Origin of the sequence: Nesterenkonia flava (assembly GCF_031432335.1) — a bacterium.
GTDB lineage: Bacteria > Actinomycetota > Actinomycetes > Actinomycetales > Micrococcaceae > Nesterenkonia > Nesterenkonia flava.
Window position 1 is genome coordinate 17,827 of the sequence record NZ_JAVKGT010000027.1, and the last position, 24,543, is coordinate 42,369.

At 67.3% G+C, this 24,543-nt stretch carries 23 protein-coding genes, 1 pseudogene and 1 riboswitch; of the genes and pseudogenes, 1 reads left to right on the forward strand and 23 read right to left on the reverse strand.

The features are described from left to right. Positions 1-2: 2 nt before the first annotated feature. The 20 genes and pseudogenes from add to RH857_RS10355 all read right to left on the reverse strand — a co-directional run bounded on the left by add (position 3) and on the right by RH857_RS10355 (position 20,599). The gene (gene add, locus RH857_RS10260) at positions 3-1,022 is read right to left on the reverse strand and encodes an adenosine deaminase (protein WP_310537884.1); all 1,020 of its coding nucleotides are present in this window, start codon (positions 1,020-1,022) and stop codon (positions 3-5) included. Next, positions 1,012-2,121, reverse strand: coding sequence for an ABC transporter substrate-binding protein (locus RH857_RS10265; protein ID WP_310537885.1), 1,110 nt, complete (start codon positions 2,119-2,121; stop codon positions 1,012-1,014). Before RH857_RS10265 ends, add begins: the two co-directional genes overlap by 11 nt. Positions 2,122-2,190: 69 nt before the next feature. Further along, entirely contained in the window at positions 2,191-3,003 is an 813-nt protein-coding gene (locus RH857_RS10270; RefSeq protein WP_310537886.1) for an ABC transporter permease, read from the reverse strand. Further along, complete coding sequence (locus RH857_RS10275; RefSeq protein WP_310537887.1) at positions 3,000-3,752, reverse strand: ABC transporter permease; 753 nt, start codon at positions 3,750-3,752, stop codon at positions 3,000-3,002. Before RH857_RS10275 ends, RH857_RS10270 begins: the two co-directional genes overlap by 4 nt. A gap of 17 nt (positions 3,753-3,769) precedes the next feature. Next, entirely contained in the window at positions 3,770-4,591 is an 822-nt protein-coding gene (locus RH857_RS10280; RefSeq protein ID WP_310537888.1) for an ABC transporter ATP-binding protein, read from the reverse strand. 30 nt (positions 4,592-4,621) lie between these two features. Continuing rightward, the gene (locus tag RH857_RS10285) at positions 4,622-5,380 is read right to left on the reverse strand and encodes a nucleotidyltransferase family protein (RefSeq protein ID WP_310537889.1); all 759 of its coding nucleotides are present in this window, start codon (positions 5,378-5,380) and stop codon (positions 4,622-4,624) included. A gap of 13 nt (positions 5,381-5,393) precedes the next feature. After that, complete coding sequence (locus RH857_RS10290; RefSeq protein WP_310537890.1) at positions 5,394-5,714, reverse strand: helix-turn-helix domain-containing protein; 321 nt, start codon at positions 5,712-5,714, stop codon at positions 5,394-5,396. Then, a complete protein-coding gene (gene allB / locus RH857_RS10295) occupies positions 5,711-7,282 on the reverse strand; it encodes an allantoinase AllB (RefSeq protein ID WP_310537891.1) in 1,572 nt (523 codons plus the stop codon). The genes RH857_RS10290 and allB overlap by 4 nt, the downstream gene beginning before the upstream one ends. Positions 7,283-7,364: 82 nt before the next feature. Continuing rightward, positions 7,365-8,294 (reverse strand): factor-independent urate hydroxylase, encoded by a 930-nt coding sequence (gene pucL, locus RH857_RS10300; RefSeq protein WP_310537892.1) that lies wholly within the window; start codon positions 8,292-8,294, stop codon positions 7,365-7,367. Between the two features lie 147 nt (positions 8,295-8,441). After that, the gene (gene uraH / locus RH857_RS10305) at positions 8,442-8,765 is read right to left on the reverse strand and encodes a hydroxyisourate hydrolase (RefSeq protein ID WP_310537893.1); all 324 of its coding nucleotides are present in this window, start codon (positions 8,763-8,765) and stop codon (positions 8,442-8,444) included. Positions 8,766-8,830: 65 nt separating this feature from the next. Further along, positions 8,831-9,757, reverse strand: coding sequence for a MurR/RpiR family transcriptional regulator (locus tag RH857_RS10310; RefSeq protein WP_310537894.1), 927 nt, complete (start codon positions 9,755-9,757; stop codon positions 8,831-8,833). Further along, positions 9,750-11,030 (reverse strand): allantoate amidohydrolase, encoded by a 1,281-nt coding sequence (locus RH857_RS10315; RefSeq protein WP_310537895.1) that lies wholly within the window; start codon positions 11,028-11,030, stop codon positions 9,750-9,752. Before RH857_RS10315 ends, RH857_RS10310 begins: the two co-directional genes overlap by 8 nt. Next, positions 11,027-12,265 carry a (S)-ureidoglycine--glyoxylate transaminase gene (gene pucG, locus RH857_RS10320; protein ID WP_510186607.1) on the reverse strand — a complete coding sequence of 413 codons (1,239 nt, stop codon included), beginning with the start codon at positions 12,263-12,265 and terminating at the stop codon, positions 11,027-11,029. The genes RH857_RS10315 and pucG overlap by 4 nt, the downstream gene beginning before the upstream one ends. 281 nt (positions 12,266-12,546) lie before the next feature. Then, entirely contained in the window at positions 12,547-13,041 is a 495-nt protein-coding gene (uraD, locus tag RH857_RS10325) for a 2-oxo-4-hydroxy-4-carboxy-5-ureidoimidazoline decarboxylase (RefSeq protein WP_310537896.1), read from the reverse strand. After that, positions 13,038-14,339 (reverse strand): amidase family protein, encoded by a 1,302-nt coding sequence (locus tag RH857_RS10330; protein WP_310537897.1) that lies wholly within the window; start codon positions 14,337-14,339, stop codon positions 13,038-13,040. The genes uraD and RH857_RS10330 overlap by 4 nt, the downstream gene beginning before the upstream one ends. Then, positions 14,336-15,427 carry an acetamidase/formamidase family protein gene (locus tag RH857_RS10335; protein WP_310537898.1) on the reverse strand — a complete coding sequence of 364 codons (1,092 nt, stop codon included), beginning with the start codon at positions 15,425-15,427 and terminating at the stop codon, positions 14,336-14,338. Before RH857_RS10335 ends, RH857_RS10330 begins: the two co-directional genes overlap by 4 nt. Before the next feature lie 19 nt (positions 15,428-15,446). Beyond that, complete coding sequence (gene metX / locus RH857_RS10340; protein ID WP_374761157.1) at positions 15,447-16,556, reverse strand: homoserine O-acetyltransferase MetX; 1,110 nt, start codon at positions 16,554-16,556, stop codon at positions 15,447-15,449. A 52-nt stretch (positions 16,557-16,608) separates the two neighbouring features. After that, on the reverse strand, positions 16,609-17,757 hold the full coding sequence (locus RH857_RS10345) for a PLP-dependent transferase (protein WP_310537899.1): 1,149 nt from the start codon (positions 17,755-17,757) through the stop codon (positions 16,609-16,611). Between the two features lie 19 nt (positions 17,758-17,776). After that, positions 17,777-17,891, reverse strand: a riboswitch (SAM riboswitch). A 118-nt stretch (positions 17,892-18,009) separates the two neighbouring features. Then, entirely contained in the window at positions 18,010-18,960 is a 951-nt protein-coding gene (gene gluQRS, locus RH857_RS10350; protein ID WP_310537900.1) for a tRNA glutamyl-Q(34) synthetase GluQRS, read from the reverse strand. A gap of 255 nt (positions 18,961-19,215) precedes the next feature. Beyond that, a pseudogene (locus RH857_RS10355) lies at positions 19,216-20,599 on the reverse strand (MFS transporter). 173 nt (positions 20,600-20,772) lie between these two features. On the opposite strand from RH857_RS10355, the gene RH857_RS10360 reads away from it, so the two are divergent. Continuing rightward, positions 20,773-22,158 (forward strand): FAD-binding oxidoreductase, encoded by a 1,386-nt coding sequence (locus tag RH857_RS10360; RefSeq protein ID WP_374761156.1) that lies wholly within the window; start codon positions 20,773-20,775, stop codon positions 22,156-22,158. 1,281 nt (positions 22,159-23,439) lie between these two features. On the opposite strand, the gene RH857_RS10365 is transcribed toward RH857_RS10360, so the two are convergent. The 3 genes from RH857_RS10365 to RH857_RS10375 form a co-directional block, all read right to left on the reverse strand. After that, on the reverse strand, positions 23,440-23,691 hold the full coding sequence (locus tag RH857_RS10365; protein WP_310537901.1) for a hypothetical protein: 252 nt from the start codon (positions 23,689-23,691) through the stop codon (positions 23,440-23,442). Beyond that, entirely contained in the window at positions 23,691-23,960 is a 270-nt protein-coding gene (locus RH857_RS10370) for a hypothetical protein (protein ID WP_310537902.1), read from the reverse strand. Before RH857_RS10370 ends, RH857_RS10365 begins: the two co-directional genes overlap by 1 nt. 83 nt (positions 23,961-24,043) lie before the next feature. After that, the gene (locus RH857_RS10375; protein ID WP_344039947.1) at positions 24,044-24,340 is read right to left on the reverse strand and encodes a RusA family crossover junction endodeoxyribonuclease; all 297 of its coding nucleotides are present in this window, start codon (positions 24,338-24,340) and stop codon (positions 24,044-24,046) included. Between the last annotated feature and the right edge of the window lie 203 nt (positions 24,341-24,543).

The following is a 24,543-nucleotide window of genomic DNA, read 5'->3' on the forward strand; positions in this document are numbered from 1 at the left end:
GGCTAGGCCGGCGACGACGCCAGCCAAGCGTCAATATCTGTGCGCGCCTTGGTCTTAACCGCCTCGGGTGCCAGCGTGCATTCGATCGAGCTGAGGGCACAGGCGGCCAGCTGCTCGTCCGTGAGCCCGATCGTGTGCCGGGCCAGCTCGTACTCCTGGAGGATGTTGGGTCCGAACAGAATCGGGTCATCCGCGTTGATGGAGCAGCGCACCCCGGCTTCGAGCAGGACCTTGATGGGGTGCTGGGAGAGATCCTCCACCACATCGAGCAGCTGGTTCGAGGTCGGACAGATGTCTAAGCAGATCTCGCGCTCCACGAGCTGGGCGACGAGCTGCTCATCGGTCACGGCGGTCACCCCGTGCAGCACCCGGTCGGCTTTCAGCACGTCGATGGCTTCCCAGACGGATTCCGGCCCCACGAGCTCTCCGGCGTGCGGGGTGGACTGCAGACCGGCGGCCTTGGCAATGGCGAAGGGCTCTTCGAACCAGCGGCACGGGTGGTCCCGCTCATCGTTGGCCAGGCCGTAGGAGACCACTCCCTGGCCGGCGCGCTCCGCGGCGATCTCTGCCAGCACCATGGCGTCGGAAACCGGCCCCTGGCGATCGGTGGTGACCATGAGGCCCACGGCCACGCCGTACTTTTCGCCTGCCGCTGCGGCATATCCGCGCATGGCGTCCAGCGCTGCCATCGGCGATCCGTAGGTGTCGACGTAGAACAGCGGGGCCACGCCGGCCTCCAGGTAGACGCACCCGTCATTGGCAGCGTCCTCGGCTGCTTCGAAGAAGAGCCTCTCGAGGTTCTCAGGCTCCCGCAGCACTGCCAGGAGACCCCGGTAGGTTTCGCTGAAGGCGGTGAATCCGGTGAAGGCTCCCACGGTGGGCGGGAGCTCCACCCCCATCTGGTCGGCCAGCTCACGCAGCGTCTCGCTGCGCATGCCAGCTTCCAGATGGAGGTGGAGGTGACCCTTGGGCAGCGCCTTCAGGTCACGGCCCGTGGTGGCCTGTGAGGGCTCACTCGGCATATGCGGCCTCAAGGAAGGTCATGTCGACGACGTCCTCGGGGTTGGGCAGCTCGCCCTCGATCATTTCAGCGATCTCAAAGCCCTCGTAGACCTCGCCGCCCCAGCGCTCGGTGTCGATGTAGAAGAGCTCGTCATCGGCGAGCGGGCCGCGCACGAACGGGATCTGAATCTCGTTCTCGCGGATCTGCTGCTCCAGGTCAAGGTCGAGGTCAGCGCCATAGACATCGACAGCGAGGTTGGCTGCGACTTCCGGGTCCTCTTCATTCTCCAGCCAGCCGCGGGCCGAGGCGCGCAGAAAGCCTTCCATCTCCTCGGACATCTCCTCGAGGGTGTCCCCGTTGGCGTAGATGAGGCAGCCGTACTGGGGCAGGCCCAGGTCGGCGTAGGTGGTCACGACGTAGTCGTCCTCCGTCATGCCGTACTGCTGCTCCAGCATGATGGGCTGGTTGGTGGCGTAGACGGTGAGTGCGTCGCCGTCGCCGTTGACCAGCGGGTCGGCGTCGTAGCCGGCGGAGACGAAGTTGTAGTCGGGTTCCATGCCGGCGGCGCCGAAGACTCCGTCGAGCATGGGCCGGGTGCCCTCCTGACCCAGGATGGTGGCGCCCTGGAGGTCCTCGGCGGACTCCATCGGGTTCTCGGCCAGAGAGAGGATAGCTCCGGGGGTGTCGTAGAACATGGAGCCGATGGCCACGAAGTCCTCACCGTTGACGACGTCCTGCAGCCAGTTCGGCATGGAGGGCTCCACGCCGATGTGTGCCTGTCCGGAGCTGACGTTCTGCATGGTGGAGGCGGCGTTGGGTCCGCCCTGGATCCAGTTGATGTCCAGGCATTCCTCGGCGTAGTAGCCGTTCTGCTCGGCGATGTAGAAGCCGGCCCACTCCACGTTCATGATCCAGCCCAGGGAGACGTCCAGCTGGGTGATCTCATCGCACTCGGCTGCCGCGGCCTGGGCCTCTTCGGTATCGACGCTGACGTTGTCGACGGTGTGACCGCCGCCGTTGTCGTCATCGCCTCCGCAGGCGGTCAGCAGAGCAAGGGAGCCGACGGAGCCTGCTGCAAGCAGCTTTTTCCACAGGCGAGGGTCAGTTGTCTCAGTCATTGAGTTTTCCTCTCATCACAGGTGCGAGTAACGCTCTTCGATTCTTGCAGAGCGGGTGTGAACCAGGGGTTACGTCACGCGGTCGGTGACCCGGCGCTCCAGCCAGCGCGCCGACAGGAAGATGGCCACCGAGAGCACGGTGGCGATCACTGCGGTGCCCCACGCCAGGTCCCACTGCCGGTAACTGCGCGCCTCGGCGAACAGCGCCCCCAGGCCGTTCTGGCCGATGAGGAATTCGGTCAGGATGGCGGCCATCACCGCAATGGGCGCGGTGATGCGCACCGAGATCATGAGGTTGGGCACCGAGTGCAGCAAGCCCAGTCGCAGCAGCAGCTGAGGCTTGCCGGCGCCCATGACCGCGAACAGGTCCCGGCCGGCCGCGGGGATGGAGGACAGCCCGGAAAGCACGAAGACGAAGGAGGGGAAGAACGTGATCACCACGATGGAGACGAACACGGCCTTGTCGTCATAGCCGACCAGCCGGGCGATGATCGGGATCAGGGCGCTGATGGGTACCGACCGCAGGATCAGCGCCGCGGGGGTGACCACACCCGAAAGCGCTGCCGACCACCACACGAGGATGGCGCAGACGGTGCCGACCGCGGTGCCCACCACCAGTCCGCCCAGGGACATCAGGGCGGTGAACAGGGTGTCGGAGGCGTACTGGTCGGGCTGGGTGATCACATCGGAGATCGCGGCCCAGGGACGGGGAGCGATGAGCGCCGAGTAGTCGTTGATCACCACCCACAGGTCCCAGGCGATGAGCACCAGGGCCAGGGGCCACAGGTGCAGGATGTTGATGCCCAGCCAGCTGAGCCATCCGGTGGCTCCGCGGGTCTTGGTCTCCGGGGGTGCGGGAGTGCCGGGTACCGTCGTGCTCATGTGAACCTCCGTGCGGTGCCGCGCTGCACGGCGATGAAGACGAAGTAGGCGATCAGCGCCATGAGTGTCGCGGTCAGCGCCACGGCCCAGAGCTGGGGAACGTTGCCCGAATGGGCGGCGGCCACGATCATCATGCCCAGTCCGCCGCTGGCCCCGAACCACTCACCGATGGTGGCGCCCAGGACCGCGGTGGGGGCGGCCAACACGAGCCCGTCGATGATAGAGGGAGTCGCCTGCGGCAGCTCCAGCCGCAGGAGGCGGCGGAACCGGTTGGCGCCGAAGACGGAGAAGACGTCCTGGTGGGTGCGCGAGGCATTGGCCAGGCCCGATGTGGTAGCCACGAAGACCACGAAGCCCACACCCATCGCGGCCACGACGGCGGGAGCCCCGTCCGCGCCCACAGTGGTCACAAACAGGGGGGCCAGTGCCACCAGGGGCACCGCGTTGACAATGGCGGCGAAGCGGTCGAGTCCCGGGCGCAGAATAGGCACCAGCACAGAGACGGCTCCAGCGAGCACGGCGAGCACCGTGCCCACCACGAGACCCCGTACGGAGGACTCGAGGGTGACCAGGGTGTTGCGCCATAGGATCTGGCGGCGGTTCTCCTCTTCCAAGTAGCCGACGACGTCGACGAGGGAAGGCCAGTGCGTGGAGATGCCCAGACGGGCCACGATTTCCACAAAGGCCAGCAGGAGCAGCACTCCGCCGATCATGTAGCCGGCGTTGGTGAAGCGGCGAGCAGTGGTCATGGTGTGCGCCGGTCCCCTCAGGCCGTCTCAAAGGGGGTGGGCGCGTCCAGCATGGCGGTGAGCGTGTCCACCATGGCGTGGAACTTCTCAGTGCGGGTCACCGTCGTATCGCGCGGGCGCGGCAGATCCACATTCTCGATGTGGTGGATGGTGCCTGGGCGCCCGGTCATCACCACAACGCGGTCGGCAAGAATCAGCGCCTCGTCCACGTCGTGGGTCACCAGCACGGTAGTGATGCGCTCCTGGGCCCAGATACGAGCCAGCTCGGAGTTCATCTTGCGGCGGGTCACAGCATCGAGCGCACCGAAGGGCTCATCCAGCAGCAGCAGGGCGGGGTTCAGCGCCAGGGCGCGGGCGATGGCCACTCGCTGGCGCATGCCCCCGGAGAGCTGCTTGGGCCGGGAGTTCTCAAAGCCCTTCAGGCCCACCAGCTCGATGAGGCTGTTCACGCGGTCGGCGTCGACCTTGCGTCCGGATACTCTGAAGGGCAGAGCAATGTTGGAGTACACGGAGGACCAGGGCAGCAAGGCGTGCTCCTGGAAGGCCACGCCTAGCTGGTGCTTCTTAGCCAGCTGCTTGGGCTCGGAGCCGAAGATCTCCACCTGTCCCTCGCTGGGCTCCTCCAAACCGGCGAGAAGGCGCAGCACGGTGGACTTGCCGCAACCGGAGGGGCCGATGATGGCGACGAACTCGCCCTCGGCGATGTCGACGCCGATGTCCTTAAGCGCTTGGAGCGTCTTGCCGCGGCCGGCGTTGAAGCGCTTCTGAACTCCGGCGAGCGTGACGGCGGATGTGCCGCTCTGCCCTGCCTCGACTGGGGTGGCCACCTGATCAGTCATTGACTTAAAACCTCATCCCGGGCGCGTCAGTCACGACGCCTGCCCTGCAAGTGAACTGGCAAGTTCAGAACTATAGGCTACGGTGATTTCGCCGGTGTAACGACGCAGATCATCAAGGGTATCGACATCGATGATTTGGGCACAATCACTGATGTCAACGGGGGCGACCCGCGCAGCGTTCTCGCGCAGGTAGGCGCGAGCGCCGGAGTCTCCCACCGCCGCTCCGGCGGCTCGAAGAGCATCTTTCACCTCGAAGACTACCGGGTGAGTGGGCGTCTTTTCGATGACTCCGCGAGTGATGGAGGGCTGATCCGGTCCCCTCGCGGAGGCACGGAGGCCCGTCCGGGAGGCGCCCATGTGGGCCTGCAGGACCCGCCGCAGGGCCTGGGAGCTGATGCCGGGCTGATCCGCCAGCAGCACCGCGACCTCCCGTGCGCCCAGGCAGGCGGCCTGCTGCACTCCGGCGCGGAATGAGGCGCTGAGTCCTGTGCTCCACTGCGCGGCGGTCACGATGTGATCCTGCCTCAGCGGCGCGATGCCCCGGCGCGCGGCTTCGATGGCAAGTGCGGCGGATACCTCGTCTGCACGGTGTCCGAGGACCAGCAGCGGGCAGGTGCCGGCCGCGCGCGCGGTCTGCACAGCCCGCAGCGCCAGAGAGCGGCCGCCCACCTGCAGCAGGGCCTTACCGCGAGGATGGCGTGGTGCGGCAATCCCGGCGGCCCGAGCGGAGTCGGCGAGCCTCTTCCCGGCGCCCGCGGCGAGGACAACGGTCACCACCCGGTTGCTCATATCCATCGATAACTTAGGGGCTGAGGGGACCAGCGCCCCGGGAGGCAGCGTCTCCCAGCGCCGCCAGTCGCGGGCCCAGCGCATAGCTGCGATCGTGCAGCTGAGCCACATAGCCGTGGGCGATCATGGTGCGCAGCAGCCGGTGCGCGGTGGCCGCCGGCAGCTGCGTGGCCGCGGCGATCTCGCTCAGCGGCACCGCGCTCTCCCGCGCCGCGAGCACCTCCAGGATCTCGAAGGCGCGGTCTACCGACTGCACGCCGCTGCTGCGCCGGGCTCCTGCGCGCTGGCCGGGACTCGCAGCGGCCTCCGAGGACGTCGGCACCAACGCGCTCACGACCGGCTCACCGGCCCGGCAGCCGCCTTCTGCTCCAGGCCACCCACAGACGCGGCGGCCCCCGGACGCATGATCAGGTCTCCCACGGGCGCCAGGGGCGAGGAGGAGTCCAGTGCTGTGAACAGCTCAGTGCCTGCCAGCACCGAGCCCACCACGGTGCCGCTGATCTCGTGCCCCTCATAGGCGGAGACGGGATTCTTGTGCGCCAGGCCTGACGCGGAGACCACGTGGGCCTCGGCAGGATCGTAGAACAGGAAATCGGCCCGCCGGCCGACGGCGATCTCGCCGCGGTCATCCAGTCCCACCAGCGCGGCGGTTCCCCCGGACATCCAACGGCTGACATCTTCGATCCCGACCCCCCGACGGCGAGCTTCGGAGGCGACGGCGGCGAAGCCGACTTGCAGCCCGGAGATACCTCCCCAGGCCCGACTGAGATCGGGGGCTCCCCGGTACTTCTCCTCCGCTGTGGAGGGCGAGTGGTCAGAGACGATCACATCGATCAGCCCTTCCTGCAGACCCTGCCAGAGCGCATCGCGATTGCCGGCGTCACGGATGGGCGGGCAGCACTTGAACTCAGCCGCACCGTCGGGGATTCTCTCGGCTTCGAAGCACAAGTAGTGGGGGCAGGTCTCCACGGTCAGGGGCAGACCCTCATCCTTGGCCTCCCTGATGAGGTCCAGGGCCGCCGCGGAGGCCAGGTGAAGGATGTGGGTGCGGCAGCCGGTCTCACGCACCGCCTCCAGCAGGCCTCTGATCGCCTCGGTCTCAGCCTCGGGCGGACGGGTCGCCGCCCAGTCGGCGTACCGGGTGACACTGCCGGTCCGAGCCGTGGACTGAGTGGCAGTGTCGATGGTGCGTGCATCTTCGGCGTGGACGATCACCAGACCGTCGAAGCGGGCCACCTCCGTCATAGCCTCACGCAGCTGGGCCGGGTTGACGGGTGGAAACTCCTCGACCCCCGAGTCCAACAGGAAGCACTTGAAACCGAAGACGCCCTCATCCCACAGCGGGGCCAGCTGATCGGTGTTGCCGGGCACAATGCCGCCCCAGAAGCCGATGTCCACGTAGGCCTGCGAACGAGCCACGCTGCGCTTGATCTCCAGGGCCTCTACGGTCACGGTGGAAGGGATCGAGTTCAGGGGCATATCCACCACGGTGGTGACCCCTCCCAGTGCGGCGGCCATGGTCCCGGTGGCGAATCCCTCCCAGGAGGTGCGTCCGGGCTCGTTGATGTGGACGTGGGAGTCCACGACGCCGGGAAGCACCATCATGCGCGGCTTGAGTACCTTGAGGCCGTCTCCGCCGCCGACGTCAGAGGATCGGCACACGGCCGCTCTGTGGGCGGCGGTCCCGGGGGCGATTTTCTCAATGCGGTGGATGATCCCCTCATCGGTGATCTCCAGGTGTGCCGGCTGCAGGACGCCCTCGATGAGGACCTGCTCGGCGATCAGGTGGCGCACACTCATGGGTTCACTGTAGGGATCGGCTGTTTCAGGGATGTTGACACTGTGTTCACCAGCTGTATCGGCTGGTGACACTCCCCCGACGACGTCGTCCGGGCTGCTCATGCTCATGCTCCTCTCGTCACCCCCGTTCCTTGGTGAGGGATGCTCCTCCGGCAGGCACAGGCGCGCGCCGGTGCTGACAGGTCTAGATAAAGTCCCCGATCCAGTCCCAGGCAGCCGGCTTGGGCGCGGCGCCGCGGCGGGTGACCGAAGCGTTCATGAGCCCGTAGGGAAGCACTCCGGCTTCGAAGACCTCGTTGTTGTTCTCCAGTCCGAAGCGCTCGAGGTCCACCACATAGTGGTGGTTATTGGGCATGGCGTAGCGGATGTCCTCGATCTGGGGCAGGGACTCCAGCACGGCCTGACCGGCCGCGTAGAGCGTCTGCTGCAGCGAGAGGGAGTGCACGGTGGCGAACTTCTCGCAGGTGATCCGCTTGATCTGGGCGTAGAGGCTGTCCAGGTCTGCGGTGAGGGGGTCGACGTCGTCAGCGTAGAGCCAGCGGGCGGCGATGTCGGTGGCCATGATCCGGTCCGTGGTCTCGGGCAGGGTGGTGTACTCGTCCCGCGGGTAGCCGTGGAACTCGGCGCCGGTGGACTTCAGCACGGTGAGGTCCTTGAATCCGCCCAGGACATACTCGACGCCGTCAGCAATGGTCACCGCTGCGGTGCGGACCTCCTGCTTGGAGCGGACAAAGGAGTGCTCATGCGGGGCCCCGTCCACGGTGATGCGCTCCCAGGGGTAGGAGTCAGCCGTCCAGCGCCCTCCGCTGACCTCCTCGTAGGCCAGGAAATGCCGGCCCAGGGTCAGCAGGAACGCCTCCGGGGTGGTGATGCCGTGCTTCTTGGCGAAGGCGTAGACGGTGTTCTTCTGAGTGTCGGTGGCGATGACCTTGGAATTATCCCCGGTGAGGAAGGTCCCGGCGAAGTCTCCGCGCAGGAAGGAGGTGACGTTGAGGTCGCGAATCTCATGGACCGGCGTCTCGCGGTTGATCCGCACTACCCGGACCTCGGCTTTGCCGTACTGGTTGGGCCCGAGAACGATCTCGGGATTGGCGGTGCTCTCGGGATGGGTCATGGGATACTCCTTGCTCGTGATGCGTGAGGTGACTCGCATGGAGCATATGAAACTTTTGTTTCAGGAATGCAACGCGCACGGAGGGCTGCAAGTACCGGGGCTCTGGGACCCGGTTGGCCCGCAGAAACGGGGCCGGCTAGGGGCGTGTCAGCTGCCGCGGTAGGTGGAGTAGGCGAAGGGGCTCAGCAGCAGGGGCACGTGGTAGTGCTCGGCCTCCCCCACGGTGAAGGTGAGAATGACCTCGGGGAAGAAGGTCTCCACGCCCCGGGCGGCGAAGTACTCACCGGTGGCGAAGACCAGCTGGTAGGGACCCGGGCTGAGCCTCTGTGGTCCGAGTTCGCCGACGCGTCCGTCGTCGTCGGTGGTGCCGGCGGCCAGCTGTTCACCGGCCGCAGTGCGCAGACTGACCGCCACTCCGGCGGCCGGCAGACCCGTCGAGTTGTCGAGGATATGGGTGGTGAGGTGACTCATCGGCTCTCCAGTTCGTGGGGTCGGGGTGCTGGGTCAGGGTTCGAGCGCCTCAGTACTCGAGCGCTTCAGTGCTCAAGCTCGTCGAGGTCCTCATAGCGGGAGGCGATCGCGGAGATCCGGCGGCGCCCGGCCGAGAGCCCTGCGTTGAGCACCCCATTGGAGATCAGGCTCATCAGCGACATGGGCGCGGCGTAGGAGTCGAAGGCGCCGTCGGCGTCGATGGGGCACTGGATCCAGCAGTCGGCCTCCATGGCGTAGTGCCGGGAGGTGCTGTCGCCGATGATCAGCAGCTTGGCCTCGGATGCGCCCACCGCGCGCACCAACTTTCCGAAAAGGGCAGGCCGACGCCGGAAGCCCACGGCCACGACGACGTCCCCCTCCCCGATCTGCGCCAGCTCCTCCCCGAGGGTCTGGCCGGGCTGGGGAGCTACACGGACGTCGGGGCGGGTGTGCAGCAGCTGCTGATGCAAGTGCAGGGCCACGGGGTAGCTGTTGCGCAGACCCACGATGATCACGCGACGGGCGCCGGCGATGAGATCGACGGCGTGGGCGAGCTTGCCCTCGGCCAGGCCCAGGCTCATGCGGGCGAGGTTCTCCCGCTCATGGGCTTCGTGGCGCTGCACACCGGTGGAAAGCTCTCCCGACTCGTCGGCGCGGTCACCCGAGAGCACGGGTGCCGCAGTGGGCAGCCCGGTGAACCGCAGGGCACGGGCGTGGTCGCGGACCTCTTTGAAGTCCTCAAAGCCAAGCTTGCGGAAGAGCCGGGAGACGGTGGCTTTGGAGACGCCGGATTCGCGGCTGATATCGGCTGCGGAGAAGATCGCCAGATCGCCCAGGTGCTCCAGCAGGAAGTCGGCGATGCGGCGCTCCTGCGGGGGCAGCGACCCGTACCGGGCATCGATCCGGGCGTCGATCCGTTCGCCGGTGACCCTCAGCTCCTCGTCGGGAGTCTCGTCGTCATGGGTCTGCGCCTGTGCCTGCGTCTCACTCATAGGAAGAAACTATCTCCCACACGGCGGCTTCCAGAGCATCTAGGGCATAGGCGACGTCGTCGGTGGTGACATTCTCCTCCGGGTGATGGCTGATCCCGTCGTCGCAGCGGGTGAAGAGCATACCGATCGGGGTCACGGCGGCCATGGCCATGGCGTCGTGCCCGGCAGGGGAGAACAGCCGCAGGGGATCGGGGTCTCCGGTGCGGGCGATGCCGGCGGCGACGGCCTCCATCAGCGACGGGGCGCAGGAGACGGAGGGGGCGCTGTGGATCTCCTCGACGGTGACGCGCAGTCGGCGAGCGACGCAGAACTCCTCGACGGCCATGCGGATAGCCTCCCAGGCGGCGTCGCGGAGGGCGTCGGTCTCGGCGCGCAGGTCCAGGGAGAAATCGGCGCGCCCGGGCACCACGTTGACCGCCCCGGGGTGGGTGCTCATCTGCCCCACCGTGGCGATGGCTCCGTGGGCGCGGCCGATCCGCTCAATGTCGAGGACCGCCTGGCTGGCGCCGATGAGGGCGTCCTGGCGCCGCTCATACGGGGTGCCTCCCGCGTGACGGGCCTCGCCGTGGATGCTGATGGTGAAACGCCGGGCTCCCGCGATGGAGGTGACCACACCCAGGGGACGTTCTGCAGCTTCTAGGTAGGGTCCCTGTTCGATGTGGGCCTCGAGGTAGCCGATGAGCTCCTCGGGGCGCCGGGCAGCGTCACCGATGGCCTCGGGGTCCAGCCCAAATGAGGTGAAGGCCTCGGCCATGGTGATGCCTTCGGCGTCGGTCTTCTGCCACCACTCCGGCTGCCAGGTTCCTGCCATGGCGGCAGAACCCAGGAGGGTGGCGCCGAACCGGGTGCCCTCCTCGTCGGCAAAAGCGGCGAGCTCCACGGCGAAGGGCAACTCGGAGGCGCGGGGGGCCAGACGCGCGGCCACCTCCATTCCCAGCAGCACGCCCAGGATGCCGTCATATTTGCCGGCGTCGGGCACAGTGTCCAGATGGGAGGCGATGATCAGAGCGGGCAGGCCGGGTTCGCGCCCTTCGAGCCGGGCGCACTGGTTTCCGGCGGCGTCCTGCCAGGTGGCCAGTCCGATCTGGGAGAACCATTCGGCGGCCAGCTGGTTGTGCTGGCGGTGCTCGTCGGTGAGGTAGGCACGCAGGATGCCCGCTGGCGCTCCGGTCTCATCGGTCATGGCGGTGATGGCCGCCAGTTGCTCGCACCGGTCCATGACCCGCGCGGCGGCCTGACGGGTCGCCTCACTGGGGGTGTAGCTGTTGCTCACGCGCCGTACACCTCCAGGGCAGCCTGCACTCCGCCCGAGGCGGGAACTGTGACACCACCGGTGCGCAACACCTGCTCGAGGGCCGCGAGGGTCAGCATCACGGCGTCCTTGCGGGCGTTGTAGCCCATGGTGCCGATACGCCAGACCTTTCCGTGCAGCGGCCCGAAGCTGGTGCCGATCTCGATGCCGTAGTCGTTAAGCATGGCGGCCCGGGCTGCGTCGCCGTTGATCCCGTCGGGGATGTGGACGGCGACCACGTTGTTCATCTTGTGGGCAGTATCCCCGAAGAGCGTCAGGCCCAGGCCCTTGAGCCCTTCTGCCATGGCACGGCCGTGCAGTGCGTGGCGGGCCACCGCATTGTCCATTCCTTCTGCCAGGAGCAGCCGGGCGCATTCCCGGGCCCCGTAGAGCATGGAGGTCGCCTCGGTGTGATGGTTCAGCCGTGCGGGCCCCCAGTAGTCGAGGATCTGGCTGAGGTCGAAGTAGTTGGAGGCGATGCGGACGCCCTGGCCGGTGCTGCCGTCGTCGATCCCTTCCTCCACGTGACGGCGGGAACGGATCACGTCCACCGCCTGGTCGCTGAGGGTGATGGGGGCTGAGCCGGAGGGGCCGCCGAGGCACTTCTGCAGGCCGGCGGTTGCGGCGTCGATCCCCCATTCGTCGGCGCGGAAGTCGTTGCCCCCCAGGGAGGCGGTGGCATCGGTGTAGAAGAGCACCCCGTGGGCGGCGCAGAGGGCACCGATCTCCTCCAGGGGCTGGTTCATGGTGGTGGAGGTGTCTCCCTGGACCAGGGCCAGCAGGTGCGGCTTCTCCTCACGGATCGCGGATTCGATCTCGGCAGGCGTGAAGACCTGACCCCATTCCTTCTCCCGCACGACGACGTCGGCACCGATCCGCCCGGCAATCTCCTTCAGCAGATACCCGAAGCGCCCGAAGATGGGGACTAAGACCTTCTGCCCCGGCTCAACCAGGGAGACCAGGGCGGCTTCGATACCGGCGCGGGAGGTGCCGTCGATGAGCAGGGTCTGTTCATTCTGGGTCTTGAAGACGCCGCGGTAGAGCTCCATGACCTCGTTCATGTACCCGGTCATCGCGGGATCGTACTGCCCCACGAGCGCGGCGGACATCGCGCGCAGCACCCGGGGGTCTGCGCTGATGGGCCCGGGGCCCATCAGGAGGCGGTACGGCGGGTTGATCTGGTCGGGGATCTCAGGCTGGGTCTGGTCGAAGCTCACGGAACCCATCCTAACGAAACAAGTGTTTCATGAATGAAACAGCGATGTAGCCGGGGATGTCACCGGTCGCGGCCAACCGGTCCATGTCTTCTCCGGGCTCGGGGGCCGGTAGGCGAGCGCCTGAGACGTGCGCAGTCCGTGGACTTTCGGGGGATATTGCTTCTTAAGGGATCGGAGACGGGGGCGGCGACAGGCGCATGAGCTCATCACGGCTCGCAGTCAAGGGTCTCCCGGCGCTGTTCCCTGAAGGATCTTCAGGTGGCTGGTCTCTGCGCGTTGCCTTAAGCGTTGAGCGCCTCGCGCAGGCGCAGTACCGCGATCTCGGCCAGCTGTTCACGGCGCACGAGGGCCTCCTGCTGCGGGGTGTTCTTCAGACGCTCCTGCAGCAGGTCCATCATCTCCTCGGGGGTACGCCCCTTGGCGCGAATGAGGAAGATGCGGTCGAACTGCGCCTCGTAGGCTTCATTGGCCTTGATCCACGCCTGCCGGGCGTCGTCGTCCTCGCTGAGGCTGCCCTGTTCGGAGCGGGAGGCCTTGGCCTCAGCGCTCTCCCCTCGGACTTTCTCCCCGATGCGCGGGTGGTGGGCCAGAGCGGCGTCGACCTCCTGGTCGGTCCATCCTTCAGCGAGCGTCGCGGCGGTGCTGATCAGCTCCTCCACGGAGGCGTAGGGCCGGCGGGCCAGCAGCCCGGCGCGCCAGGAGGCGATGGGGGCGCAGGTGGTCAGCAGCTCTCCCGCCTCCGCAGTGGCTGCCCCGTTGAACTGATCCAGGTTCATGCGGCACCGCCCTGGGCAGGGGCGTCCTGGGCGGCGTACCGAGCTGCATAGGCGATCAGCGTCTTATCGCTTCCGGCGGGTCCCACCAGGGACAGCCCGGTGGGAACTCCCTGGGCGGTGGTCAGCGGCACGTTGACCACCGGTAGGCCCGCCAGTCCGGCGAGCGAGGTCAGCAGCAGAGTGCGGAAGCGAGCGGCCTCGCTGGCCTCAGAGCCGGGAGCTGCTTCATCCACCAGCGGCGGCAGAGTCGCCACCGACGGCTGGGCCAGGACTCCGTCCCCGACCCAGCCGCGCACGGTCTCGCGGATGGCGGCGGCGGCTTTGCGGGCCTCGACCTCTTCAGCGGCGGTGAACTCGCTGGCAGTCCTGAAGCGGGCAGCGACGTCGGGGGCCATATCGTCCCAGTGCTGGGAGACCCAGGCCCCATGGTTGGTCCAGGCTTCACGGCCCTGAATCAGCTTGAAGACCTGCTGCCAATGGGTCAGCTTCTCCTGGGCGACGGCGGCGATGCGGGTCGCGGGGGCACCGTTGAGCTCCTCGAAGGCGGTGATGCCTCCTTGGACTGCCTCGGCCACCTCATGGTCGGCGAGCTCGAGCAGTCCGTCGACCACGCGCAGCTCCCCGAGCTGGCGTTCCGGCTCCCAGGCCACCGGTCCGCGCGGCACTACGGTGATGGCTCCCGTGGAGCCCATCCCGCCCAACGCGGCGGGGGCCGGGGGCGCGGTCACGGGCTTGCGGACCGGCACGAGCACTTCGGCGACCTCAGCCAGCAGCTGCGGGTCCCGGGTGATCCAGCCGATGGCGTCAAAGCTGTCCGCCAGCGGCATCAGATGGGCCCGCTGGATGAGGTCGTGGGTGGTGCGGATACCCCAGAGGCCTTGATAGGCGGCGGGCACGCGGGTGGAGCCGGCGGTATCGGTGGCCAGACCGATGCTCGCCCTGCCGAGCGAGACCGCAGTGGCCGATCCGGAGGATGAGCCGCCGGGGATCCTCTCCGGCGCGGCCGGGTTCGGCGGGGTCCCGTAGTGGGCGTTGGTGCCGCTGAGGGAGTAGGCGAACTCGTCGGTGGCGGCGATTCCCACCACCTCTGCTCCTGCGTCCAGCAGCGCCTGCACGGCCGGTGCGTGACTCTTCTGCGGCTGCGCCTGCGCCAACCAGGCGGGGCTGCCCGCACCGATGGCATGTCCGGCTACTGCGTAGAGGTCCTTGACCGCCACGGTCTGGCCGTCGAGCGGGCCGCTGCCCGTCGCGGGGACCAGGGGATCTCCTGTCACCCGGAAAATGCTGCTCTCACTCATCGTGGAACCTCCTGAAAGTCTTCAATGCGGACCCGGGCGTGGACACCTTTGACGATGTCCACCACCTGGGAGATGTGGAAGTCGGTTGCTGCGGAGAGATAGGCGTAGGCGTGCTCGGGGTCGCAGCCCCAGCGCGCCTGAATCAGCGCCAGGGCGTTGCGCACGCAGTTCTGCACGGCGATGTCCAGATCCTCATCCATGCCGGTGGGGATCAAGTGTTCTGAGGTCTCGGCAATGGGACCAACCTGCTCGCCGAAGAGCTCCAGCGCGTCTTCACGGGCGACGACGTCGAACCGGACCGTCCCGCGCAGGCTGGCTTCCATTGCAGTCAGCGCGACCTCGCCGTCGCCCTGGGCGAAGTGGGGGTCACCGATGAACGCCAGGGCGCCGGGGACCTGCACCGGAAGGTAGAGGCTGGCGCCCTCCGTCAGCAGCTTGATGTCGATGTTGCCACCGTGGGCGCCCGGGGGCACGGAGTGGGGGCGGACGTCGTCGTCGACGGCGACGCCGATAGTCCCGAAGAAGGGAGCCAGGTCAAAGCGCAGGCTCCGCTCGGCACCGGCTCGCGGGGAGATGCGTCCCTGCGCTACGCCGTCGCGCTCGCTGACTGAGGCGAAGACGGAGACGTTGTGCTCGGCGCGGGGGAACTCCCCGGGAAGGGCTCCCTTGCCGTGCCGGTTGGAGATGACCCCGTAGGGCACGCGCCGCTCGAGCTTCTCGAGGGTGACTTTCAGGAAGTCCCCGGGGCGCGCACCCTCCACATGGATGGGCCCGGTGTTCACGTGGGGACCGTCTGCGGCGGGGTTGCGCACGTAGTCGCTGGCGGCCAGGGCCACCGCGTCGGTGAGGACCTGTTCGGGCTCCACGCCGTGGGAGCCGAAGTAGGCCAGCGGGTTGCGACCCTGGTCCTCGAGGATGCCTTCATGGGAGAGAGTGTCGATGACCACGCTCTCGCCGGAGCTGATCCGCAGCACGGGTGCGTCCTTGCGGCTGGGCAGCCGGCCCCAGAGGACGTTGCCAAGCTCTGCGGGCAGGTAATGCTCGGTGTTTTCGGGCAGGTGCTGACCCGGTTGAAGGATCCGTTCCATACTGCCCACCCTATAGGCGCTAGAGGCCGAGCGTGGCGCGCATGGCATCGCCGAGCTGTTCGGCGGAGGTGAGGAACCCGTCGTGTCCGATGGGAGAGGAGATGATGTGCACGCCGTGGTCTCCAGGGACGGCGTCGGCGATCTGCTGGGACTGTGCCGGGTAGTAGAGCCGGTCGGTGTCCACCGCCGCGAGGAACGGGGTGGCGGTGACGCTGGCCAGGGCGGCCTCCACTCCCCCACGGTCGCGTCCGACGTCGTGGCTCATGAGCGCCTCGGTCAGGGTGATGTAGGCATTGGGGTCAAACCGGCGGACCAGCTTGGACGCCTGGTGGTCCAGGTAGGACTCGACCTGGTAGCGCCCCTGCCGGCGCGCCGCTGAGCCGAAGGGGTTTTCCCCCGCCTGGGCGTCGCGCCCGAAGCGCACCTGCAGCTCGTCCTCGGTGCGGTAGGTGATGTGGGCGATGCGCCGGGCCAGGCCGAGTCCGGCTTGGGGGCCGGATCCCGGGTAGTAGTCCCCGCCCCGGTACGCCGGGTCGTTCTCCACGGCGAGCACCTGGGCCTGGCCGAAGGCGATCTGTTCCGCGGTGGCCGCGGCTCCGCAGGCAAAGACTGCCACGCCGCGGACGAAGTCCGGGTAGGTTGCGGCCCATTCCAGGGCGCGCGCGCCGCCCATGGACCCGCCGATGACGGTGTGGAAGCCGGCGATGCCTAGGTGCCGGGCAAGCCGGTGCTCCAGGTGCACGGAGTCACGGATTGTCACAAAGGGGAACCGGGAACCCCACGGGATCCCCTCCGGGTCGAGCGAGGCTGGACCGGTGGAGCCGTAGCAACCGCCCACCATGGCGGGAGCGATGACGAACCACTTCTGGGTGTCGATGGGCCGGCCGGGTCCCAGCAGACCCTCCCACCAGCCGATGCTGGGGTCGGCCTCGCTGCTGGCCACATGGGAGTCCCCGGTCAGGGCATGGGCCACCAGCACGGCATTGTCCCCGGCGGCATTGAGCTGACCCCAGGTCTCATAGGCCAGGGTTACCTCCGGCAGGTACCCGCCGGTTTCAAAGGTGTACTCCCCCAGCTGCACGGTCTTCAAGGCACCGGCGGGCCGGGTTCCGAAGTCGTTGGGGATCAGCTCCTCGGGGGCTGCCGGCCGCTGCCGTGTGGTGGTCTCGCTCAGCACCCGATCACCTTAAGCCCCGGCCCGGCACGGCGGGCTCGTGGTCCTGTGCGGGAGATTCATACGGCGTCACATTGGCGGCGGCCGTGGCTCCGGGCAGACCCGCGAGGGCCTGATCGAGGGCAGCCAGGAATTCCTCCACCGGCTCGTCACCGACCACCACGCGCACGAGCCCGGGCCGCGCCCCCGCCTCGCGCTGCTGGTCCTCGCCCAGGTGGGCGTGGGTGCTGCTGGCAGGATGCGTGACGCGGTGCCCGGCGTGGGTAAACCGTGAGAGCAGGTCGACGACGGCGAGCGCGGCTGCCGACTGGGCGGCGGGTTCCCGCTGGGCCCGGACCTCGAAGGAGACCAGGGGGCCGGAGCCTCGGCGCAGGTAGATGCCGGCGCGCTCGTAGCAGGGGCTGGAGGCCAGACCCGAGTAGTAAGTCCGGTGCACGCCGCGGCTGGCGCCGCCCTGGTGTGCGGAGAGGCGCGCCGCGAGGCGGGCAGCGTTCTCTGTCTGGCGGGTCAGGCGGACGGCGAGGTGCTGCAGGCCGGCGAGAATCCGGGCGGCGGTGTCTTCTCCCAGTGGCTGGCCTACCTCAGGGGTCTCGCGGGCTGCGGGCTCCACGGTACCCGCGTCGATGAGCAGCCCGGCCTCCTCGGGGACGCCGGCCAGCAGGTGGGCCGAGGTGTGAACCACCAGGTCCGCCCCCAAGTCCAGGGGGCGCAGCAGTGCCGGGGTGGCGGCCGTGGAATCAATGATCAGGGCCGCATCGTGCTCGTGGGCCACGGCGGCGATCTCCTCGAAGTCCAGCACATCTCCGCGGGGATCCGCGATGGACTCGGCGATCAGGGCCACGGTGGACTCCCCCAGCTGGGCGCGCCAGGATTCGGCGTCGTCGGGATCCTCCACGACGTCGACGCTGACCTGGAATTGGGGCAGCCGCTGGGTGAACAGCCCGGTGTGGGCGCCAAACAGGGAGGGGGCGACCACCACGTGGGCGCCAGGCTCCGCCACGTGCAGGACCGCCAGCAGCAGGGCGTCCTCACCGCGGCTGAGCGCCTGGGCGCGGGCACCGCCTTCGAGGGCGGCGATGGTGGTCTCGAGCTGCCAGGCGGCGCCGACAGGCTGGGCAGGGATGGACTGGTGCGGGGTGTGGGTGTGCTCCGACATTGGAGAAAACTCCTGGTGTAACTCGCGCTTGCCCGGCGGCGTCTTCCGCGGGCCAGGTCCTCACCCGGGGCACCCCACCGCGGTAGGAGGGTTGCCGGCCAGCAAACCGGGGTTTAACGCTGGCACTCTTGACCTAAAAACGAGTGTGCCGTGTGACACGGCGGATGGCAAGTCGCGTTCCACCAGGTGAGCGGCTCGGCCGGCACCGGCTGAGGCCGGAATCTCGGCGCTGGGCGTTTCAGCCGCCGGGGCTCACGATGGATCGGTGTAGGCTCCTCCGGCGTCGGAAGTCTCTCCGGCGTCGAAGATCCACGGCTCACTCGGCAGCGCCTGCGGATCGAAGTCCTTCACCACCTCATCCAAGGGTCCGGGCGGCAGCCCCAGGGACAGAAGCAAACGGTCTCGCACCGCCTCTGCGGTGACGCCCTGGCTGTTGAGCTGCTCAAGGGTGACCGCGCCATCGCGCTTGGCCAGGCGCTTGCCCTCGGCATTGAGCACCAGCGGCACGTGCGCGTAGCTGACCTCCTGCTGGGCCTCTGGCCCGTAGAGCAGCCCGCGCAGATACGCCTGTCGCGGCGCGGAGGAGGCCAGGTCATCCCCGCGGACCGCCTGGTCCACGCCGGTGAGGTGATCATCGACGACGACGGCAAGGTTGTAGGCCGCTGCCCCGTCGTTGCGGACCAGTACCAAGTCATCCACGGTGCCGGTGATCTGCCCTAGCAGCTGGTCCCTGACGCTGAGCTCATGGGCCCCCGCGGCGTCTTCGGACACCCGCAGGCGCAGTGCTGGGGGCCGCTGATGGCGTCGTCGTGCCCGCTCATCCTCACTGAGGTTCCGGCAGGTGCCGGGGTAGGCCCCGGGCGGAGCGTGCGGGGCCCGGTCGGCCTCCTGGATCTCGCGCCGGGTGCAGAAGCACTCGTAGACCAGGCCCTGGACACTCAGGTGCGTAACGGCGTCGTCGTAGATCTCCTTGCGCTGGGACTGATGCAGGACCTCTCCGGAGAAGGTGATCCCCAGGGCCTCGAGGTCGCGTCGCTGGCGGTCGGCTGAGCCGGGCACCGTGCGTCCGGCGTCGAGATCTTCGTAGCGCAGCAGTAGGGGCCGGTCGGTGGAGGCGGCGAAGAGCCAGGCCAGCAATGCGGTGCGCAGGTTGCCCAGGTGCAGATCCCCCGAGGGACTAGGGGCGTAGCGGCCGGCAGACATGGTCTTCACCCTATCGGCAGGCTGTTGAGCGCGCAGAGGCTCACCGCGCGAAGACCTGTACACGGTACGCCCGACGACGACGCCCTCCTCGCTCGGCGAATCACACACCAGTTCGCGGATTCGCACCCCCCTTACGCAGCGCCCAGCGTGCATAAAGGGGGTGCGAATTCGTACGAATCGGCGGCGCGCCCCGGGCGCAGACACGAGAGCCCGATGACGGGCACCGGCGGGTGGCCCAGGCTGGACGAATACCGGCTAGACGAGCTCGGGCTTGCGGGCTGCGGCGTCGTCGTCCGGGGTGGTGTCGCCCTCGTGGCGCGTCTCGTTGAGGTCGATGCCCTGCAGGGACTTCGGCACCATAGAGACGGCGATGAGCGAGATGAGGGAGAGTCCCGAGAGGTAAAGGCCGATCATCCAACCCTGGCCGGTGGCGTTGTAGATGGCCTGGGCGATGGTCGCGGCGAAGGCGCCGCCCATGATGGAGCCGAACGCGTAGCCGATGGAGACCCCGGAGAAGCGCACGTTGGCGGGGAACATCTCTGCATAGAGGGCGGACTGCGGTCCGTAGGAGGGGCCCAGGCCGATGGTCAGCACGAACACGGCCAGCGCGAAGAGCGCCAGGGAGCCGGTGTCGATGAGGAACCACATCGGGATGCACCACACGATGAGGATCACAAAGCCGATCTGGTAGGTCAGCACGCGCCCGATGCGGTCGGAGATCCAGCCGCCCAGGTAGGTGAAGATGAACCAGCCCACGCTGCCCACCAGGGCGGCGATGAGGGTGGCGGTGCCGTCCATGCCCACAGCGTTGGTGGCGTAGGAGGCGAAGAACACGATGATCATGTAGCCGGCGGCGTTGTTGGCGGCGAAGATCAGCGCGGTGAGGAAGACGCTCTTCTTATGGGTGGTCAGCAGCACCTTCAGGGGCGCGGAGGATTCCTTCTTGCGCTGCTTCATCTCGGAGAAGACCGGGGACTCCTCCACGCGGCGGCGGATGAGGTAGGCGACCACAATCAGCACAAAGGAGAAGAGGAAGGGCAGGCGCCAGCCCCACTCCAGGAACTGCTCCTCGGTGAGGATCGCGCGCAGGCCGAACATGGAGGTGGCGGCCATGAACATGCCGATCGGTACGCCGATCTGGGGGTACATGCCGAACAGGCCGCGCTTGTGGCGGGGTGCGTGCTCCACGGCGAGCAGGGCGGCACCGCCCCATTCGCCGCCGGCGGAGAGGCCCTGGAGGATGCGCAGCACAATGAGCAGCAGCGGTGCGGCCAGGCCCCAGGCGGCAGGTGGGCAGCAGGCCGATGGCCACGGTGGCCCCGCCCATGCCGAGCAGGGTCAGCACCAGCACCAGTTTGCGGCCGTAGCGGTCGCCCAGCCAGCCCGCCAGGATGGCGCCCAGGGGCCGGAAGAGGAAGCTGATGCCGATGGTCGCAAACGAGATCAGCTGGGTCAGCGCGGGGTTCTCGGCCGCCAGCGGGTCAAAGTAGAGGGCGGCGAACACAAAGCCTGCCGCCTGGGCGTAGATGAAGAAGTCGTACCACTCGATGGTGGTGCCCACGAGGGTCCCGGCCAGGACCTTCTTCTCTTCACGGGTCTTCTTGTGGCCCTCGGCGCTGAGGTAAGCCTGCTGGCTCATGTGGCGTGTGTCCCCTTGGTGAGTGTGCGTGTGATGCGCGGCCGCGCGCAAGCCGCTACATCATAGGGGTTTGGAGGGGTCCGCTCACAATGTGCGGGCGGGTTTGTCTCACTGTGAGGACGCGGTGGCCGCACCAGGGCACGCACGACGACGCCGGAAATAGACTGTTCCCCATGGCTTCTTCTGATTTTCTGGGCGCCCTTGAGGATGCCTTCGACGCTTCCGCTGTCTCTATGGCTGAAGCTGACCTGCGGATTCATGCGGTGGACCAGGGCCCGCTCGAGCACTGGGAGACTCAGCTGCCCCTGGCGGTGGTCTTCGCCGAGTCGGTAGAGGACGTTCAGAAGCTGGTACGCCTGGCGGGCGAGCACGGCGTGGCCGTGGTGACGCGTGCGGCCGGCACCAGCGTCTCCGGCGGGGCGAACGCCGTGACTGGCTCGGTGGTGCTGAACCTGACGCGGATGAATCGGATTCTGCAGGTGCGCCCGGAGGATGAGGTCGCCGTCGTCGAGCCCGGGGTGATCAATGCGGAGCTGAACGCGGCGGTCGCGGAGCACGGGCTGATGTACGCGCCGGATCCCGCCAGCTACCGGACCTCGACCATCGGTGGGAACGTGGCCACTAATGCCGGTGGTCTGCGCTGCGCCAAGTACGGGGTGACCCGGGATTCGGTGCTGGCGCTGGATGTGGTGCTGGCCGACGGCACGCTGATCCGCACGGGCTCCGCCACGTTCAAGGGGGTGGCCGGCTATGACCTGACGAGCCTGTTTGTGGGCTCGGAGGGGACGCTGGGCATCATCGTGGGCATTACGGTGCGGCTGCGGTACCTGAGTCCGAAGGTAGAGACGATCGCGGCGTTCTTCGATGACCTGCCCACTGCCGCACAGGGCGTGCTGGAGATCGGTAGGGCGCGTGTGCAGCCGGCGATTATGGAGCTGCTGGACCGCGGGACCATGCAGGCTCTGGATGGGGCGCACGGGTCAGATCTGGCCCAGCGTGGGGCGGCGTTGCTGCTGCTACAGACCGACGGGTACGGCGCCCAGATTGAGGCCGAGATGATCCGTGAGGTCCTGGTGAAGCTTGGGGGCCGGGTCAGCGCGCCCGGGGATGAGGAGTCCAACCGCCTGGTGAACCTGCGCCGGCATGCCCGCGGGGACGGGATCGTCAACGAGGCCCGGGTGGGCGAGGACGTGGCTGTGCCGCGCTCGCAACTGGTGAAGTATGTGGAGGCTCTGGAGGGCTTGGCCGCCGAGCACCGAGTGGATCTGAAGGTGGTGGCTCATGCCGGTGACGGCAATCTGCACCCGACGTTCTCGGTGAGTTCCGACGACGGCGTGATCCCGGCCGAGGCGATGGAGCGCTTGCAGGCGGCGCTGGACGGGTCGGTGCGCGTGGCCCTGGATATGGGCGGCACCATCACGGGCGAGCACGGTATCGGCACCTACAAGCTGCGTTGGCTGGGCTGGGAGCAGAACGACGACGTCATCGCCCTGCAGCGCCAGATTAAGCAGGCCTTCGATCCGAACAACCTGCTGAACCCGAACCGGGCGATTCTGTAGGTCATCGATGAGAAATTCTCGCAACATCGAGGACCGACGCGTAGGGCGTGCTTTCGCTCACGACAACGATCTCCCTGATCAGCCAGCTATGTTGGAGCTCTCCGCCCAAGGAGCCGAAGTAACCCTGCCCTACTTCTTGGAGGACGAGGCTGGGACCGACCCCCAGTACGCACGTACTCGCGGTGGATCCGAGAAAATGAAAACTAAAGCCCCGCCGCATGACGGGGCCTTGTGTTTTCGGTGTTTGGTTATGGTCCCCATGTGACGCGGACTGCGGCGTTCGGGGTCTCTGGGCGGCGCGCAGGTGTCAGGTGTCCACCAGCGTGGGCGGATGGGCCAGCCGGAGTCTTCGGTGATGCTCCCGAGGGCGTTTTCCCATTCGGTTGGGATGGTGACTATCCGGTGGGCGCGGATGTGGTTGGCCCTTGCATCCGGCGTGGAGTTCTGAGATTGGTGTCCATCCGTGCCAGGGGTCGCGTCCGGTGGGGATGATGTGCGGGTCAGGCGGTGTGGGCACGGAGTCTCCTCGTTGGCGAGGGTGTAGTCGTCCTGGCCGGGTGCTTGGTTGAATCCGAGTGCGAGGGGCTCGCGTGATACTTCGGTAGGTCTCCGTGAATGGGCGGATGGCTTTGCCTGCTTCTTCCCAGGTGGCGACGGGGAAGAGCTCGGCGTACTTGGCCTCTCTGATCTGGTCGAGGGTGGGAGCTGGTGCGCTTTCTTCACGGCGCGATCTCAAGCGTCGGGGAGAGTAAGCCTGTTGTAGGACCGGGCTCGTCGTCCGGATGGGGTTCGCACCTCCCAGAAGCAGTCGTTGCGGGTGACAGTGTAGCGGTTGTTCATTCGTCGTCCTTGTGTCCGATTTCGATCAGGGCGTTCTTGGCCGGTTCGTGCATTCCAAGCAGGGTGACCAGGGGGACTTCGTTGAAGCCGGGGTATTTGAGGCCGACTTTTGGTTACCCGTGCTCGCTGATTTCGTAGGCGATGACGATTTCGCCCATGGGGAGGTTCTGTGAGCTCATCGGTGGTTGCTCCTGGTGGTTGCGCCGGCGATGAGGAGGATGGCCCCGAGTGTGGCGAGTGCGATGGCGAGTGCGCCGGCCCGGTCGGGGCTGAATGCTCAGACGATGCCGCTGATGATGGCGGCAATAATGCTGAGCACTCCGAGGTCGCTGGTGGTTGGGTGCGGTTTGCGGTTGGGGTTCTGCGGTTCCATGTGGGTCCCTTTCGTGGGCACGAGAAAGGCCCCCGGTAACCACCGGGGGCCTTGGCTTCAGATGCGGTTTAGAAGTCTGGGTTCCAGTCCTCTAGCTTCTCTGGGAGTTTCTCTGGGATGCGGTTGAACTGGGATGTGTAGTCACCTGTGACTACGACATCGTGTGGTTCTGTCCATCCCTGGTCTGATCTCCAGATGACGCTCTGGAGGATGGTGGGGGCGCCGGGATCCTCAACGCCGCGGGGGTTCTTGATGTGCTTGCATTGGAATTTCATGCCCGCGTGTCGTACGGGGTGGTAGTCCTGGGGGTTGATGGGCATTAGGCGGCTCCCTCATCGAGGATGCGCACCCGTTCCACGTGCTGAAGGTTGATGAACTGGCGGAGGCGCCCCTCTGCGTCGTCCAGGCGGATGAACTTCTGACTCTCAAGCAGCCTGTGGAGATCCTTGTGGTCAAGTTGGTCAATGTAGCCGCTTACCTCATATGTTTCAGCGAACTTCTCGAGCAGGCCCTCCATAGCGCCGGGGCCAGAGCTCGATCCTTGGGGCCGGCCGGTGAGGGTCAGCTCGATGCGGGTCTTGTCGCTCACGTTTAGCTCCTTGTCGGGTTGAGTGGCGGCGCTGGTGCGCCTGTGCCCAGCCTAGTGAAGGGGGAGGACAAGCTTGTCGGCACTCACCCCAGTGGCCTGATCCGGATGAGCGCCCCGGGTTGTTCACCTGGCTGGACGTACCGCTTCCGGGGTGGCGGGTCGAAGGTCACCACAACACTGTCGTCGTGCAGGATGCCGTCGTTGAGGCGCTGCTTGCGCTTGGTACTCGGGATCTTCGCCAGCGTGCAGCTGAGTCCGTCGAGGGTGGAGCGCATGAGCTTGTCGAGGTCGGGCGGGATGATGTGCGCCTGGTCGAGGCAGGCGCGTTTGATTACCTCGGCGTTGCGTCCGGTGCCGTAGTGGGTTTTGGGGCGTGGCATCCAGAACTCTGCGTGGACGCTGACCGCTCCGGTGAGTGGGGCGTGCCATGGGTAGAGGTGTCATTTCAGGGAGTTATTGATGGCTGCGCGCCAAGGCTTTACCCTGCTGCTGGATTCGATCATGCGCCCTCGGCCTACGTGGGTTTTTGTGTCGCGCGTCAGACTTAGTGGCAGGGCCGTTATGTAGGTCCTGAAGGAGAGTC

Excerpts from the sequence above, each read along its gene's own strand:
- add (WP_310537884.1), bottom strand. The coding sequence starts at position 1,022 with ATGCCGAGTGAGCCCTCACAGGCCACCACGGGCCGTGACCTGAAGGCG.
- RH857_RS10265 (WP_310537885.1), bottom strand. The coding sequence starts at position 2,121 with ATGACTGAGACAACTGACCCTCGCCTGTGGAAAAAGCTGCTTGCAGCA.
- RH857_RS10270 (WP_310537886.1), bottom strand. The coding sequence starts at position 3,003 with ATGAGCACGACGGTACCCGGCACTCCCGCACCCCCGGAGACCAAGACC.
- RH857_RS10275 (WP_310537887.1), bottom strand. The coding sequence starts at position 3,752 with ATGACCACTGCTCGCCGCTTCACCAACGCCGGCTACATGATCGGCGGA.
- RH857_RS10280 (WP_310537888.1), bottom strand. The coding sequence starts at position 4,591 with ATGACTGATCAGGTGGCCACCCCAGTCGAGGCAGGGCAGAGCGGCACA.
- RH857_RS10285 (WP_310537889.1), bottom strand. The coding sequence starts at position 5,380 with ATGAGCAACCGGGTGGTGACCGTTGTCCTCGCCGCGGGCGCCGGGAAG.
- allB (WP_310537891.1), bottom strand. The coding sequence starts at position 7,282 with ATGAGCAGCCCGGACGACGTCGTCGGGGGAGTGTCACCAGCCGATACA.
- pucL (WP_310537892.1), bottom strand. The coding sequence starts at position 8,294 with ATGACCCATCCCGAGAGCACCGCCAATCCCGAGATCGTTCTCGGGCCC.
- uraH (WP_310537893.1), bottom strand. The coding sequence starts at position 8,765 with ATGAGTCACCTCACCACCCATATCCTCGACAACTCGACGGGTCTGCCG.
- RH857_RS10310 (WP_310537894.1), bottom strand. The coding sequence starts at position 9,757 with ATGAGTGAGACGCAGGCACAGGCGCAGACCCATGACGACGAGACTCCC.
- uraD (WP_310537896.1), bottom strand. The coding sequence starts at position 13,041 with ATGAACCTGGATCAGTTCAACGGGGCAGCCACTGCGGAGGCGGGAGAG.
- RH857_RS10330 (WP_310537897.1), bottom strand. The coding sequence starts at position 14,339 with ATGAGTGAGAGCAGCATTTTCCGGGTGACAGGAGATCCCCTGGTCCCC.
- RH857_RS10335 (WP_310537898.1), bottom strand. The coding sequence starts at position 15,427 with ATGGAACGGATCCTTCAACCGGGTCAGCACCTGCCCGAAAACACCGAG.
- RH857_RS10345 (WP_310537899.1), bottom strand. The coding sequence starts at position 17,757 with ATGTCGGAGCACACCCACACCCCGCACCAGTCCATCCCTGCCCAGCCT.
- gluQRS (WP_310537900.1), bottom strand. The coding sequence starts at position 18,960 with ATGTCTGCCGGCCGCTACGCCCCTAGTCCCTCGGGGGATCTGCACCTG.
- RH857_RS10360 (WP_374761156.1), top strand. The coding sequence starts at position 20,773 with ATGGCTTCTTCTGATTTTCTGGGCGCCCTTGAGGATGCCTTCGACGCT.
- RH857_RS10365 (WP_310537901.1), bottom strand. The coding sequence starts at position 23,691 with ATGCCCATCAACCCCCAGGACTACCACCCCGTACGACACGCGGGCATG.
- RH857_RS10375 (WP_344039947.1), bottom strand. The coding sequence starts at position 24,340 with ATGCCACGCCCCAAAACCCACTACGGCACCGGACGCAACGCCGAGGTA.